Annotated in this window: 16 protein-coding genes; 6 read left to right on the top strand and 10 right to left on the bottom strand. The window is 66.2% G+C overall.

What is annotated here, in order from left to right:
- Nucleotides 1–286 (bottom strand): cation transporter (locus N7333_RS21660; RefSeq protein ID WP_347815296.1); only part of this gene is annotated, 286 nt, incomplete at its 3' end.
- 79 nt (nt 287–365) lie between these two features.
- Here N7333_RS21660 and cadR point away from each other — a divergent pair.
- Nucleotides 366–818: a Cd(II)/Pb(II)-responsive transcriptional regulator gene (gene cadR / locus N7333_RS21655; protein WP_012020019.1), complete on the top strand. Its 453-nt coding sequence runs from the start codon at nt 366–368 to the stop codon at nt 816–818.
- Between the two features lie 9 nt (nt 819–827).
- On the opposite strand, the gene N7333_RS21650 is transcribed toward cadR, so the two are convergent.
- The 5 genes from N7333_RS21650 to N7333_RS21630 form a co-directional block, all read right to left on the bottom strand.
- The gene (locus tag N7333_RS21650; protein ID WP_129482473.1) at nt 828–1,739 is read right to left on the bottom strand and encodes an SdiA-regulated domain-containing protein; all 912 of its coding nucleotides are present in this window, start codon (nt 1,737–1,739) and stop codon (nt 828–830) included.
- Between the two features lie 71 nt (nt 1,740–1,810).
- Nucleotides 1,811–2,158: a NirD/YgiW/YdeI family stress tolerance protein gene (locus N7333_RS21645; RefSeq protein WP_004373938.1), complete on the bottom strand. Its 348-nt coding sequence runs from the start codon at nt 2,156–2,158 to the stop codon at nt 1,811–1,813.
- A gap of 95 nt (nt 2,159–2,253) precedes the next feature.
- Nucleotides 2,254–3,171 carry an SdiA-regulated domain-containing protein gene (locus N7333_RS21640; protein ID WP_129482472.1) on the bottom strand — a complete coding sequence of 306 codons (918 nt, stop codon included), beginning with the start codon at nt 3,169–3,171 and terminating at the stop codon, nt 2,254–2,256.
- A gap of 82 nt (nt 3,172–3,253) precedes the next feature.
- Nucleotides 3,254–3,919 (bottom strand): fumarylacetoacetate hydrolase family protein, encoded by a 666-nt coding sequence (locus N7333_RS21635; protein ID WP_004373940.1) that lies wholly within the window; start codon nt 3,917–3,919, stop codon nt 3,254–3,256.
- A gap of 112 nt (nt 3,920–4,031) precedes the next feature.
- Nucleotides 4,032–5,423, bottom strand: coding sequence for an FAD-binding oxidoreductase (locus tag N7333_RS21630; protein WP_129482471.1), 1,392 nt, complete (start codon nt 5,421–5,423; stop codon nt 4,032–4,034).
- 181 nt (nt 5,424–5,604) lie between these two features.
- Here N7333_RS21630 and serA point away from each other — a divergent pair, with 181 nt between their 5' ends.
- Nucleotides 5,605–6,834: a phosphoglycerate dehydrogenase gene (serA, locus tag N7333_RS21625; RefSeq protein WP_004373943.1), complete on the top strand. Its 1,230-nt coding sequence runs from the start codon at nt 5,605–5,607 to the stop codon at nt 6,832–6,834.
- 115 nt (nt 6,835–6,949) lie between these two features.
- Here serA and N7333_RS21620 read toward each other — a convergent pair whose 3' ends face one another.
- The gene (locus N7333_RS21620) at nt 6,950–7,441 is read right to left on the bottom strand and encodes a DUF523 domain-containing protein (RefSeq protein ID WP_129482470.1); all 492 of its coding nucleotides are present in this window, start codon (nt 7,439–7,441) and stop codon (nt 6,950–6,952) included.
- Between the two features lie 289 nt (nt 7,442–7,730).
- Between N7333_RS21620 and N7333_RS21615 the strand changes: the two genes are divergently transcribed.
- A complete protein-coding gene (locus N7333_RS21615; protein ID WP_129482469.1) occupies nt 7,731–8,267 on the top strand; it encodes a DUF6160 family protein in 537 nt (178 codons plus the stop codon).
- A 35-nt stretch (nt 8,268–8,302) separates the two neighbouring features.
- On the opposite strand, the gene N7333_RS21610 is transcribed toward N7333_RS21615, so the two are convergent.
- On the bottom strand, nt 8,303–8,926 hold the full coding sequence (locus N7333_RS21610) for a 2OG-Fe(II) oxygenase (RefSeq protein WP_004373946.1): 624 nt from the start codon (nt 8,924–8,926) through the stop codon (nt 8,303–8,305).
- 124 nt (nt 8,927–9,050) lie between these two features.
- Between N7333_RS21610 and N7333_RS21605 the strand changes: the two genes are divergently transcribed.
- Nucleotides 9,051–9,818 carry a DUF2059 domain-containing protein gene (locus N7333_RS21605; RefSeq protein WP_096825330.1) on the top strand — a complete coding sequence of 256 codons (768 nt, stop codon included), beginning with the start codon at nt 9,051–9,053 and terminating at the stop codon, nt 9,816–9,818.
- A 49-nt stretch (nt 9,819–9,867) separates the two neighbouring features.
- Here the strand turns inward: N7333_RS21605 and N7333_RS21600 are convergent, their stop codons facing one another.
- The gene (locus N7333_RS21600; protein WP_012020028.1) at nt 9,868–10,809 is read right to left on the bottom strand and encodes an alpha/beta hydrolase; all 942 of its coding nucleotides are present in this window, start codon (nt 10,807–10,809) and stop codon (nt 9,868–9,870) included.
- A gap of 115 nt (nt 10,810–10,924) precedes the next feature.
- On the opposite strand from N7333_RS21600, the gene N7333_RS21595 reads away from it, so the two are divergent.
- On the top strand, nt 10,925–11,506 hold the full coding sequence (locus N7333_RS21595; RefSeq protein ID WP_129482468.1) for a DUF6436 domain-containing protein: 582 nt from the start codon (nt 10,925–10,927) through the stop codon (nt 11,504–11,506).
- A gap of 85 nt (nt 11,507–11,591) precedes the next feature.
- Here N7333_RS21595 and N7333_RS21590 read toward each other — a convergent pair whose 3' ends face one another.
- A complete protein-coding gene (locus N7333_RS21590; RefSeq protein WP_129482467.1) occupies nt 11,592–12,620 on the bottom strand; it encodes an AraC family transcriptional regulator in 1,029 nt (342 codons plus the stop codon).
- A gap of 113 nt (nt 12,621–12,733) precedes the next feature.
- Between N7333_RS21590 and N7333_RS21585 the strand changes: the two genes are divergently transcribed.
- Nucleotides 12,734–14,617 (top strand): penicillin acylase family protein (locus N7333_RS21585; protein WP_279859369.1); only part of this gene is annotated, 1,884 nt, incomplete at its 3' end.

Raw genomic sequence — 14,617 nt, 5'->3', positions numbered from 1 at the left:
GGATCGCCGGCAGCACGCGCGTCAGCGCGCCTTCGTCATGGCCGACGGTAAGCACGCGCTGCAGCAGATTGAAATGCAGGGCGGCGACACCCGGCACCTTGCCCAGGGCATCGCGGAGTAGGCGCTCCTCGGTCGGACAGTCCATCTGTTCGATGCGGATGCGCGTGGTGAACGTACCGCCCAGCGCTTCGTCAGACTGCAGCTGGGGAGCAGCGTGGTGCTCATGCCCGACAGGCTGCCCGCCCCCGGCAACGGGTTCGTGCGAATGGTCGCAGCAACGGCTCATGGGAATCCTCCTTCAGATCACTGTTGCCGAGTACACACCCTGTAGTCACTATAGGGTCAAGCACTGGGGAGGACATCGCATGAAAATCGGTGAACTGGCGAAAAAGGCCGGCTGCCAGGTGGAGACCGTCCGTTACTACGAGCGCGAGGGCCTGCTACCGGCGCCCGCGCGCAGCGAGGGCAACTATCGCCTGTACGGCCCGGAGCATCTGGAACGGCTGGTGTTCATCCGCAACTGCCGCACCCTGGACATGACCCTGGAGGAGATTCAGCGCCTGCTGGCCCTGCGCGATCTGCCCAGGGAAAGCTGCGCCGACATCAACAGCCTGGTGGACGAGCACATCGAGCATGTGCAGGCGCGGATCAACAGCCTGCAGGCGCTGCGCGACCAGCTGCTGGAACTGCGCGACCGCTGCAACGGCACGCAGGAGGCGCAGGCCTGCGCGATTCTGCGCCAGCTCAATGCCAGCGGCGGCGTGCAGCCGTTACCGGACGATGGCCATACCCATGTCGGCAAGAGCCACTCGCACTAGCAGGCGCGTCTACTGCGCCTTGCGAAACACATAGAACAGGTTCGGCTCGCTGATCAGGTAGAGGGTGCCTTCATCGTCCGTCGCCACGCCCTCGGCCTGCGGTACGCCGCGCTTGAGGCCATGCTGGCCGCGCAGCAGCGACAGGGTGCTGATCGGCTTGCCCTCGGCGTTCAGCTCGATCACCAGCCGCGACTCGTCGGACAGCGCCAGCAGATGGCCGGTGGCGGCATCGAAGTCCAGGCTCGACAGATCGCGCACGAACAGCCGCGCATCGCGCTTGGGGTCGGTGTTGACCTGCAGCGCAAGCGGACGGCTGTCATCGATATGGGGGAAACCCAGCACCTCGAAGATACGCACCGGGTCGCGCTCCTTGGCCACCAGCAGGCGCTGGTTGGCGGCGTCGTAGGCCAGTCCCTCGAAGCCCTTGTTGCCGTTGCGCCCGATACCCAGGGAGAGCTGCTGGAAGTCGGCCGCGTCGAGCACGCGGGTGGCGTCGTCGATGCGCACCTTGACCAGGCGCTGCTCGCGCTCATCGGCAATCACATAGGTGCCAGGCGCCACGTATTCGATGGCCTCGGGGTCGCCGAAACCCTGCAGGTCGATGGTGCGCTTGAGATCGCCCTCCAGGCTCAGCTCGATGACCTTGGCCGGCTTGTTGGTGACGCTGAACAGGGTGCGCCGGTCCGGATCGAAGGTCAGCGCCGAGACATCGCTGATGCCGCTGATCGGCTTGGCTTCGATCGCCACCCGATAGTCGCCCAGCCACAGCGAATGCTCGCGCCACTGCTCGCCATGCTGCCACTCCTGCACGGAAAACCAGACCCGCTCGAACAGCCGGTATTGCTGGCCGAGAACGGCACCGACCAGCAGCACGAAGCACAACAGATACAGCCAGGGGTTGATGGTAAGCAGGCGACGCATGGCAAAGATTCTCTAACTGACACGGAAAAGCCCGCCACGCTCGAGGCGCGGCGGGCATACGGACACTTCGATCAGTTGATCAGTTCGACCCGATCGACGTCGATCTCGCGACTGTTGAAGTCCTTGTCGACCTCACCGGTCAGGCGCACCTTGGCGTTCTCGGAAACGCTCTGGCCCGGCCAGTCTTCGTCGTCGATCTCGACCTGGATGGTGCCGGTGCCATCCTTGAATTCATACAGTTCATCCTGCAGGCGCTTGACGATCTGCCCTTCCAGCACAACATGAGTATCGTCGGCGGCCTCCAGTGCGGCGGCCACGGTGGTGACCTGCGGCGTGGCACCCGGGCCGGTATAGCCGGTGGCGAAGGCAGCGGTGCTGAGCAGTGGCAGAACCATCAGAGCGAAAGCGGTACGTTTCATGGCGTTGACCTCGTTGTTCGTAAATGACGGGGTCAGATTAGGGCGGCAAGCTGAAGCCAGACTGAATCGCCGCTTAAGCCAAGCTTAATTGCCCATCAACCGGCGTCTGCCGGCTCCTTGCTGAATACGTAGAACAGGTTGGGCTCGGCCACGATATAGATGTTGCCTTCCTCGTCCATGGTGACGCCCTCGGCCTGCTTGATGCTCTTGGCGAGGCCGTTGCGGCCGGCGCTGAGGCTGAGAAAGCTGACCGGCTGGCCGGCACGGTCGATCTCCAGCAGCATGCGCGACTCGTCGGACAGCACCAGCGCGTGACCGGTACGCGCATCGATGCTCAGCGAAGAGATATCGCGCATGCCCAGGTCGCCGTAACTGAACGGCTGCATCACCCCGGCAGCGCCGTCCTCGCCGGGGAACGGCAGGCTGAACAGCCCCATCGGGCCTCGTTCCTTGCCCAGCATCAGGCTGCGGCTGCGTGCATCCCAGGCGATGGCTTCGAAGCCCTTGTTGCCGGCATCGGCAAAGCCAAGGTCGAAGCCGGGAAAATCCGCGGCATCCAGGCTCAGGTCATGATCGCGCAGGGTGATGGTGGTGAGTTGCCGGCGGCGCTCGTCGATGATGGCCAGGCGTCCGTCGCCGAGCACCTCGACGCCTTCGGGGTCGGCGAAACCGATCAGCTCGATGCGCCGCAGTATCTCTCCCTGACGCGACAGCTCCACCAGCAGCGGGTTCTTGCCGGTGACGGCGAACAGGGTGCCGGTGACGGGGTTGTAGGTCAGGCCGGAGGTTTCATCCTTCTCCAGACCCGGCAGAGCCCTGGCCTGAATCACCGCACGGTAGCCGGGCAGCCAAACGCTGGCCAGGCGATTGACCAGAGGGGTATTGCCCTCCTGCCACCAGAGCAGGGCGCGGTCGTCCAGATGCTGGGTCTGCACCACGACGCCCAGCGCCAGCACGGCGATGCCGGACAACCAGTAGCGGGGGCGTAACAGGCGGAAACGGGGAAGGGACATCGGCGACGACTCGGCTGCTTGATGGCAATCCGACATCCGTTGTCGAAAAGAGTTCCGCCGCCCGTCGGGCGGCGGTCAGGGGTTATAGCACTCGGCTGGTGAAACTACTGTGACCGACCAACTCCAGCACCAGCTCGTCGCCGCGGTTCAGCGCGCCGACGCCCACCGGCGTGCCAGTGAGGATCACGTCGCCCGGCTGCAGGGCGAAGTGCCCGGCCATGTGCTGGATCATCGCGACGATGGGGTTGAGCATGTCGCGGCTGTTGCCGTCCTGGCGGGTTTCGCCATTGATGCTCAGGCGGATGCCGATATCGGCCAGGTCCTCGATGGCATCGCCGGGCACGAAGCGCGCCAGCACGCAGGCGCCGTCGAAGCTCTTGGCGATTTCCCAGGGGTAGCCCTTTTCCTTGAGCTTGGCCTGCACGTCGCGCAGGGTCAGGTCCAGGGCCGGGGCGAAGCCACTGATGGCGTCACGCACTTCCTCGGCATCCGGCCTCGATGACAGCGGCTTGCCGATCAGCACGGCGATTTCCGCCTCGTAATGCACCGAGCCGCGATCCTCGGGGATGCTGAAACCGCCGTCCAGCGGCACCACACAGGAGCCCGGCTTGATGAACAGCAAGGGTTCGCTGGGCACCGGGTTGTTCAGCTCGGCGGCATGCTCGGCATAGTTGCGGCCGATGCAAACGACCTTGCCAAGGGGAAAGTGGACGGTGGTTCCGTCGACGTACTGGTGCTGATAGCTCATCACCGACTCCTGTGTTGTTCGTATTATGGTCATCCCGGCTTGTGGCCGGTCAGGTACCTTAACCGACGCGAGGTCGGATACGAAAACGCCCGCTGTCAGCGGGCGTCTACGGTTATGCGAAGATCTTGCCGGGGTTCATGATGCCGTTGGGGTCGAACACCGCCTTGACCGCCTTCATGCAGGCGATCTCCGCCTCGCTGCGGCTGTAGTGCAGGTAGTCGCGCTTGGTCATGCCCACGCCGTGCTCGGCGCTGATCGAGCCGTTGTACTTCTGCACGGTCTCGAACACCCATTTGTTGACCACCGCGCACTTGGCGAAGAACTCGTCCTTGCTCAGGTTCTCGGGCTTCAAGATGTTCAGGTGCAGGTTGCCGTCGCCGATATGGCCGAACCACACCACCTCGAAGTCCGGGTAGTTGGCCTCGACGATGGCGTCGATGTCCTTGAGGAAGGCCGGCACCTGGCTGACAGTGACCGAGATGTCGTTCTTGTACGGCGTCCAGTGGCTGATGGTCTCGGAGATGTACTCGCGCAGCTTCCACAGATTCTGCAGCTGCTGCTCGCTCTGGCTCATCACGCCGTCGACCACCCAACCCTGCTCGACGCAGTGCTCGAAGGTTTCCAGCGCCTGGTTGGCCACCTCCTCGGTGGTCGCTTCGAATTCCAGCAGGGCGTAGAACGGGCACTCGCTCTCGAAGGGGGCCGGCACGTCGCCACGGCCGAGCACCTTGGCCAGGGCCTTGTCGGAGAAGAACTCGAAGGCGGTCAGGTCGAGCTTGCCCTGGAAGGCATGCAGCACCGGCATGATCGAGTCGAAATCGGGCGTGCCGAGGACCATCGCGGTGAGGTTCTTCGGCGCGCGATCCAGACGCATGGTGGCTTCCACGACAAACCCGAGCGTACCTTCGGCGCCGATAAACAGCTGACGCAGGTCGTAGCCGGTGGCGTTCTTGATCAGGTCGCGGTTCAGCTCCAGCAGCTCGCCGGTGCCGGTGACCACCTTCAGGCCGGCCACCCAGTTGCGGGTCATGCCGTAGCGAATCACTTTGATCCCGCCGGCATTGGTGCCGATATTGCCGCCAATCTGGCTGGAACCCGAAGAGGCGAAGTCCACCGGGTAGTACAGGCCCTTGTCCTCGGCGAACAGATGCAGCTGCTTGGTCACCACGCCCGGCTGGCACACCGCGGTGCGGTCGTACTCGTTGAACGAGAGAATCTGGTTCATGTAGTCGAACGCCACCACCACCTCACCGTTGGCCGCCACTGCGGCAGCCGACAAGCCGGTGCGGCCGCCGGACGGCACCAGGGCGATGCGATGCGTGTTGGCCCAGCGCACGATGGCCTGCACCTGCTCGATGCTCTTGGGGAAGACGATGGCCGAAGGCGCCGGGGCGAAATGCTTGGTCCAGTCCTTGCCGTAGGCCTCCAGTGAATCGGCATCGGTCAGCACCTTGCCGGGTTCAACCAGGGTCTTCAGCTCTTCGATCTGGGCAGGGGTGGTCATCTACAGAACTCTCAAAGGATTCATGGTCGCCCTGAGAACCATTCAGGTCGCAACCGAGCATTGAAAAAGGCGAACATGCTAGCATACGCACCCCGTGAATCGAGCCATGCGGTGATCTACGGGCGCTGGCTGAATTTCTCAGCCCTTCCCTGCCAACATCCCTGGGACAACAGGTACTCCGATGAGCAAGACCTCTCTCGACAAGAGCAAGATCAAGTTCCTTCTTCTCGAAGGCGTCCACCAGAATGCCGTGGACACTCTGAAGGCCGCCGGCTACAGCAACATCGAGTACCTCAAGGGCGCGCTGTCGGGTGAAGAGCTGAAAGAAAAGATCGCCGATGCCCACTTCATCGGTATTCGCTCGCGCACCCAGCTGACCGCCGAAGTCTTCGACTGCGCGAAGAAGCTGGTCGCCGTCGGCTGCTTCTGCATCGGTACCAACCAGGTCGACCTGGACGCCGCCCGCGAGCGCGGCATCGCCGTCTTCAACGCGCCCTACTCCAACACCCGTTCGGTGGCCGAACTGGTGCTGGCCGAGGCCATCCTGCTGCTGCGCGGTATTCCGGAGAAGAACGCCTCCTGCCATCGCGGCGGCTGGATCAAGTCGGCGGCCAACTCCTTCGAGATCCGCGGCAAGAAGCTGGGCATCATCGGTTACGGCTCCATCGGCACCCAGCTCTCGGTACTGGCCGAGGCCCTGGGCATGCAGGTGTACTTCTACGACACCGTGACCAAGCTGCCGCTGGGCAACGCGCAGCAGATCGGCGATCTGTACGAACTGCTGGGCCTGTGCGACATCGTCTCGCTGCACGTGCCGGAGCTGCCGTCCACCCAGTGGATGATCGGCGAGAAGGAAATCCGCGCCATGAAGAAGGGCGGCATCCTGATCAACGCCGCGCGCGGTACCGTGGTCGAGCTGGATCACCTGGCCAACGCGATCAAGGACGAGCACCTGATCGGCGCCGCCATCGACGTGTTCCCGGTCGAGCCCAAGTCCAACGACGAGGAGTTCGAAAGTCCTCTGCGCGGCCTGGATCGCGTGATCCTCACCCCGCACATCGGTGGTTCCACCGCCGAAGCGCAGGCCAACATCGGCCTGGAAGTGGCCGAGAAGCTGGTCAAGTACAGCGACAACGGCACCTCGGTGTCCTCGGTCAACTTCCCCGAAGTGGCCCTGCCGGCGCATCCGGGCAAGCACCGTCTGCTGCACATCCATGCCAACGTTCCCGGCGTGATGAGCGAGATCAACAAGGTGTTCGCCGACAACGGCATCAACATCTCCGGCCAGTTCCTGCAGACCAACGACAAGGTCGGCTACGTGGTGATCGACGTCGACGCCGAGTATTCGGACCTGGCGCTGGAGAAGCTGCAGCGCGTCAATGGCACCATCCGCAGCCGCGTCCTGTTCTAAGCACGCCGCCGCACACGAAAAGGGAAGGCTTCGGCCTCCCCTTTTTTTCATGTGCGCCGCGCGCACCTTCGACAGATGGCGATAGTTTCGTGCCACGGATCGCCTCCGTGCCACATCACGCCTGCTCCAGCCGCGCCAACTCGGCGGCGGCCTCGTCCAGCTGCCCCTCGTTGAACACCTTGACCCCGGCTCGCTTGAGCAGCGCAGCGGTGACGCCCTCACCCGCCACGCGCACGCCGCTGAAGCTGCCATCGTAGTTTTCCAGATTGCCGCACGACGGGCTGCGCGCCTTGAGCAGGGCCAGGCGGATGCCATGCTGGCGCACCAGCGCCAGCGCCTGCTCGGCGCCGTCGACGAACGCAGCCGTAACGTCCTCGCCCTCGATCGTCAGCACCGGCAACAGGCCGTCCAGCACCGCGCCGCCCTGACCGCCGCGAATCTCCGCTGGCAGACGCGGCGTAGGCAGGCCGCCGGCTACCTCCGGACACAGCGCCACCACCCGCCCCTCGTCCAGCCACCGTTGCAGCTGATCGAAGGGGCCGTGAGCGCCGCCGTCATAGCGCACCCGATGCCCGAGCAGGCAGCGGCTGACCAGTATCTTGTGCATCGTTTCTCTCCCTTGCCGGCATCAGAGTAACCGTCGGTAACAGCGCCGTCAGCCCTCGTGCCGGCCACCGGCAAAGCGGCCTGGAGCCGCGCTGATGCGAGCGCCGCGGCCTATCCTTCGGCGGGAAGCGGACCTGGCCCATGGCGCACCGGGCATGGCCACACCAGACTTGCGCGGCCAACGCTCATGCCCTCCCTCATCCGGCGCCTCGCGCCCTCTCCCGACGGGAGAAGCTGATAAGGAAGGCGTCGCTGCGCGACTTTCATGCCAACCAGGGAGGTTCCCGTTCATGCCCAAGCCATTTCGTACGCCATTTCTGCCGCTGCTGTGTGCTGCGGCGCTGCTCGCCCCCTCGGCCCAGGCCGCCTTGCAGGCGCTGGAGGATGAAAGCCTGAGCCAGATCAGCGGCCAGGCCGGCATCACCATTCGTCTCGATCTGATGGCGCGCATCGACGAGATGCGCTGGCAGGACGACGGCGGCAGCCTGTCGCTACGCAACGTGAAGATCGATAACGGCTGCCTCAAACCCACCGATTGCGACGGTTACGCTCTCGGCCCGGCCCAGCTGGGCGCCAGCGTGCCGATTCTGGGTCTGGAGGTGCCGACCCTGGAAGTGGACGTGGTCAAGGGCAGCAACGGCCAGAGCCAGTTGCAGCTGAAACTGCCCAATCTGACCGCGATCAACCAGCAACTCGGCCCGCTGGGCAAACTGGTGATCCGTGCGCGCGTGGCCAGCGATCTGTACATCGGCGATACCAGCATCGGCAACGTCGCCCTGCGCGATATCCGCGACATCAACGGCACCATCAAGGTCTGGGGCCACTGAAGGCTTCGGCGGGCCACCGCGCAGGCCCGCCGCACTCAGAGCGGCCCGCTGCCGCGGCGCCTGAACCAGCCGGTCAGCGACAGCCGTTCGCGCGTGGCCGGCAGCACCTCGTGCGGCATGTCGCCGGACATGAACAGCGCCAGGGTGCCGGCCTCGGGCAGCACGTCATGCTCACGGCCATCGGCCAGATACAACCGCAACGCACCGCCCTGCTCGGGCAGCCAGTTGTCGTTCAGATAGAACACCGCCGAGACCGTACGCCGGTCGTCATCGCGGAAGCGATCGACATGGCGCTGGTAGAAGGCACCCGGCGCGTAGCAGGCGAAGTGGCCCTCGAAGTCCTCCAGGCCGAGGAACAGCGCACGGTTGAGCGCCTGACGCAACTCGTCCAGCAGCGCCAGATAGCGGTCGCATGCCGCGCTCTGCCCGGGCTCCAGCCACTGGATATGATCGCCGCGAATGCCTTCCTGAACCTGCAAGGCGCCGCCGCGGCCGACGCCGGCTGCGCTGAGCTCGCCACTGCGTGCACGCTTATGGCACTCCGCGGCCAGTTCGCGGGTCAGAATTTCTGGGGCGAATAGCGCCCGCTGCGACCAGCCCTGGCTGGCGAGGTCGTCGATAAGGCTGGAAAAGCTGTCTTGCAGGCTGAGTTCGTTCATGGCGGCGATTGTATCAGCGCCCGTGCCGTCGCTCGACACGGCTCGACAAGCCTTGACCCGCCACCGAAAATAGCCGGCCGCAGCGCCCTGCGGGCGGCCAGGATAGTTTGCCAAGGAGTTCCCGATGCGCGTTTTGTTTGCCCTGTTGCTGATTGGCCTGGGTCTGCCGGCCCTGGCGGACGATCACCTGCGCCTATACCAGGCCGCCGGCTGGCCGCAACAGCGCGAGCACTTCAATCAGGCGCTCGATGCCGCCCAGCAACGCTACCGCAGCACCCTGCCGCCGGCGGTGTATCAGGCCCTGGTGGACAACAGCAATCGCCGCTTCGCCGCTGCCGCCATCGACCAGCGCGCGCAGCACAGCCTGCGCATGGAGCTGACCGACCCGCAGCCGGCGCTGGCCTTCTTCCAGTCCGAGCTAGGCCGCAAGGTCGTCGCCGCCGAGCAGCTGGCCACCCGCAGCGATCAGCTGGCCAAGTATGCCAACGGCCTGCCGCGCACCGATGCCGATGCCACCCGCCGCCTGCTGATTCGTCATCTGGCCCAGGCCCTGCCGGCCAAGGAAGCCGGCGCCGAAGTCAGCCTGGCGCTGGCCGGCGTGGCGGCCGACAGCCTCAGCCAGATGATCCCCGGCCTGCTCGGCGGCGGCCAGGCGCAGAGCCTGCTCAATGGCCAGCGTGCCCGCCTGATGGCGCAGATCGAGCAGGATCTGGACAACACCCTGCTGCACGTCTACCGCGACCTGAGCGACCCGGAACTGGAGCAGTTCGTCGAGTTTGCCCAGTCCGAAGACGGCAAGGCCTATTACCAGGCCGCCCTGCAGGCCCTGCGCGCCGGCCTGGCCGTAGGCGTCAGCACCGCCGACCTGGAGCCGGCGCCGCAGGGAATTTGAACGACTCGGATGTCCTAGGCCGCCCAGCGCAGCCTGGAGCAAAGGCTTCCTACGCCAGTCGCTCGCGCAGAAAGTCGAAGTAGCGCTGGCGCAGCGCCTCGTTCTCGTTGGCCAGATGATGCCGGGCCTCCGTCAGCCGCAGAATCTCCGGCTGGCGGAACTTGTCCTGCAGCACCTCGAGGTTGTAACGCCAGTCCACCGTCATGTCCGCCTCTCCCTGAATGATCAGCGGGCTGTGCTCGCTGCGCGCCGCCGCCTCGATGCGCGGCACCCACTGGGCCAGCGCGCCGACCCAGGCGGTGGGCAGGCTGCGCGGCTGTAGCGGGTCGAGGTTGTGGACGAAATCGATGAAGGTGGCGTCGCTGGAGTTCTCGCTGAAACGCCGGGGAATCTCGCGCACGAAGGGACTGAGCAGGCGGTAGCTGAGCTTCGACCAGGCCCAGGCACGCGGCCGCACCAGTGGCGCCAGAAGGATGCTCTGGCCCAGCTCGGGACGCTGGGCGCCGGTCAGCAGGTAGTCCAGCAGAATCGCCCCACCGGTGCTCTGCCCGCAGAGGTGCCAGGGTTGCGGCAACCCCAGCTCGGCAGCCTGTTCGAACAAGCCGGCCAGCACCTGCTGGTACTCGGCGAAGTCGCCGATGCTGGCGCGCGCGCCGCTGGAAAGCCCATGGCCCGGCAGATCGCAGGCGAGCACGGCGAAGTTCATGGCCAGCGCCCAGTCGACCACGTGGCGGTACAGCCCCATATGGTCGTAGTAGCCGTGCAGCAGCAGCAGAGTGCCGCACGGTTCGGCCGGCGCCCAGAGCTGTACGGCAATCTGATAGCCGGCGGCGTTGAAGCTGCCGAGGCGGTTGTCCAGCCCGACATGGCGCGCGCTCAGATCGAGCCCGTAGAAACTGCGATAGGCCTGCAGCGCCGGCAAATCGAGGCGCGCTGCGGCCAAGGGTCGCAGCAGAGGGCGCAGTTGCTCGGGCTGAAAGGGCTCTGACATGGGGCTTTCCATAGGGCAAAGGGCAGATTGTGACGGTATGGCAGCGATGGCTGCGATATTCAGCTGCCAGGCGCATCGTGGCAAGCTACACGCCCTTTTCCGCCCGGCGCCTACCATGCTCCGTCTTTCGCGCAAGAATCTGCTCATCGCGCTGCTCGCCCTGGCCTGGCTGGTCGGCATGCTGCTGGCCTATCGCTGGTTCGAGACGCGCTATATGCGCACCTTTGACGAGCGTGCGGCGGTGTTCTCCGGCGCCGAGCTGCGCCTGCCGGAGGCAATCGCGGGCCCCGGCGCCATACGCCTGGTGCATTTCTGGGACCCGGCCTGCCCGTGCAATGTCGGCAATCAGCAGCACCTGGCCGAGCTGGTGCAGCGCTATGCGCCGCAGGGCGTTACCTTTCACGTCGTGCAGAAGCCTGGCGGCAAGGGCAGGCTGCCGCCCGAACTGGCGGCGCTGCAGCCGATCGAGTCGATGCCCGGCAGTGCCGACCTGCCCGCCAGCCCCGCCGTCGCGATCTGGGACCGGCAAGGCCGGCTGGCCTACTTCGGCCCCTACAGCGAAGGGCTGGTGTGCAATTCGAGCAACAGCTTCATCGAGCCGATACTCGAAGCGCTGGCCGAAGGCCGCACGGTCGATGCCAGCAATACCCTGGCGGTCGGTTGCTTCTGCGAATGGGCCCAGCCGAGCGACGGCTGAACCGCGAGCCGCGATTGCAGTGGGATAGCGCCGCAACCCGGGCAGCGGATCTGTCAGCGGATACGGCGCCCGCGCGGCATGCCCTTCACGCTCCATGCGAACCGTGACGCGGCGCCAGACCTCGCGGCGTGCCGCCCTGCCAGCGGCGAAAGGCGCGGTAGAACGGCGACAGCTCGGCGAATCCACAGGCGCGCGCCACCTCACGCACCCCCAGCCCCTGATCCAGCAGACGCAGCGCGCGCAAGCGACGCACTTCGTCGTGCAGGGCGCGAAAACTGCTGCCCTGCTCGCTCAGCGCCTTCTGCAGGGCGCCGCGTCTACTGCCCAACGCCGATGCACAGTGCTCCAGGGTGCAGGGCGCAGAGCCGAGATTCAGCTCCAGCCAGTAGCGCACCCGAGCCAGCAACTGGTTCTCCACCAGCTCGGCCAACTGCTTCTCGGCCTCTGCACTGAGCACCTCGAACAGCCTGGGGCTGGCGCTGCGCGACGGCCGAGCGAGCATCGCGCGCGGCAGGATCAGCGCATCGTGCGGCTGGGCGAAACGCGGCTCGACACCCAGCAGGCGCCGGTGCTCGGCAAGCCGGCGCGGCGCGTGGTGGCGAAAATCGACGCCCAGCAGGGGCAGCTCGCCAGCGGCTGCGGCGAGAATCTTCGCCAGCAGCACGGCCAGGCATTCCATCTGCTGGCGCAGCGAGCCAACCCCGCGGTAGTTGAGGTCGATGATCAGCCGCGCCTGCTCGCCCTGCTCCTCCAGACGGGCGGCGAAACCACCGGACAGTATGTGCTGGAAGCGCACGAAGGCCTGCAGACCCTGGCGCAGATCCCGCGCCGCCAGCAGCAGGTAACCGACCACGTCCATCGGACGCGGCTGCATCACCTCCCCCAGGTGCAGACCGATGTCGACGTCGCCGCTGATGCCTTCCAGCGCCTGCCAGAAGCGCGGGGCGCTGTCGTGGTCCTCTCGCGCCTCCAGCAGCGGCGCGGCCAGCGCCGCGCCGGCATAGGCGCGCCGATAGGTGTCGGTGGGGTCCAGTCCCAGGGCGGTCAGCGCCTCGTAGAGCAGGCGACGCAGGGTGGAGGAATGGGTCAGGGCAACGAATTCGCTATCGGCCATGGCGGTTCTCGGCGGCTATTGACCATAGACTTTCAGCCGCGCGGCATTTGGTCAATGTCGTGCGCCGGCCGCCTGCGCACAATGCAGCGCGACGATAACAACAAGGATTGGCAATGAAACGCACCCTGACTGCCGTTGCCCTGCTGGTCGCCGTCACTGGCGGCGGCCTGGGCTGGTATCTGCACGGCAAACAGCCACTGCGCGACGGCGAGCTTCGCCTCGACCAGCTGCAGGCGCCGGTCACCGTGCGCTACGACGAGCGTGGTGTACCGCACATCCGCGCCGAGCACGAAGCCGACCTGTACCGCGCCCTGGGCTATGTGCACGCCCAGGACCGCCTGTTCCAGATGGAAATCCTCCGGCGCCTGGCCCGAGGCGAGCTGGCCGAGGTGCTCGGCGAGAAGCTGGTGGCCACCGACCGCCTGTTCCGCACCCTGGGCATCCGCGCCCATGCCGACGAGTACGCCACCCGCCTTGACCGCGACAGCCCGGCCGGCCGTGCCCTGCTGGCCTACCTCGACGGCATCAACCAGTACCAGACCAGCCGCCCCCTGCCGCTGGAGTTCGACCTGCTGGGCATCGAGCCGCGCCCCTTCAGCGTCGCCGACACCCTCAGCGTGGCCGGCTACATGGCCTACAGTTTCGCCGCCGCCTTCCGTACCGAGCCGCTGCTGACCCACGTGCGCGACCAGCTCGGCGCCGATTACCTCGAGGTGTTCGACCTCGACTGGCATCCGCAGGGCGTGGTCGGCCCCGCGCTCGCCGATGGCGACTGGCAGGACCTGGCCGCCATCGCCCGCCTCAGCCACGCGGCGCTGCAGGGCAGCGGACTGCCGCAGTTCGAAGGCAGCAACGCCTGGGCTGTCGCCGGCAACCGCACCGCCAGCGGCAAGCCGTTGCTGGCCGGCGACCCGCACATCCGCTTCGCCGTACCGGCGGTGTGGTACGAGGCACATCTGCAGGCGCCCGGCTTCGAGCTGTACGGCTACCACCAGGCGCTCAACCCGGTCGCCTCGCTGGGGCACAACCGCGACTTCGCCTGGAGCCTGACCATGTTCCAGAACGATGACGTCGACCTGATCGCCGAGCGGGTCAACCCGAACAACCCCGCCCAGGTCTGGTATCAGGGCCGCTGGGTGGACCTGCAAAGCCGCAGCGAAACCATCGAGGTCAAGGACGGCGAGCCGGTGCAGCTGACTCTGCGCCGCTCGCCGCACGGCCCGCTGATAAACGATGCCCTGGGCGAGAACGCCGGCAGCACGCCGATCGCCCTGTGGTGGGCCTTTCTGGAAACCGACAACCCGATTCTCGACGCCTTCTACCAGCTGAACCGCGCCGACAGCCTGGACAAGGCCCGCGCCGCCGCGCAGAAGATCGAAGCGCCCGGGCTCAACGTGGTCTGGGCCAACGCCAGCGGCGACATCGGCTGGTGGGCGGCGGCCCGGCTGCCGCTGCGCCCCGCCGGAGTCAATCCGAACTTCATCCTCGACGGCGCCAGCGGCGAAGCGGAGAAACCCGGCTGGCATCCGTTCAGCGCCAACCCGCAGGAAGAGAACCCGGCGCGCGGCTACATCCTCTCGGCCAACTACCAGCCGGTACCCGCCAGCGGCATCGAGATTCCCGGCTACTACAACCTGCCCGACCGCGGCCAGCGCCTGAACCAGCGCCTCGGCGACGCCGCGGTGAAATGGGACCTGGAAAACAGCCAGGCGCTGCAGCTCGACCCCGGCACCGGCTATGGCCCGCGCCTGCTGGCACCGCTGCTGGACGAGTTGCGCGACGCCGCCGCAGACGATCAGGAGCGCGCGCTGGTGCAGCTGCTGGCCGAGTGGAATGGCGATCACCCGCTCGATTCAGTGGCCGCCACCCTGTTCAATCAGCTGACCTACCAACTGGCCCGCGAGGCGATGGCCGACGAGCTGGGCGAGGCCCTGTTCGACAGCCTGCTGCTGACCCGCGTGCTGGACACCGCCCTGCCGCGCCTGACCGCGGCTGCC

The sequence above is a fragment of the Pseudomonas sp. GD04158 genome, from assembly GCF_029834875.1.
Classification (GTDB): domain Bacteria; phylum Pseudomonadota; class Gammaproteobacteria; order Pseudomonadales; family Pseudomonadaceae; genus Aquipseudomonas; species Aquipseudomonas hydrolytica.
This window is presented reverse-complemented; position numbering and strand designations above follow the sequence as displayed.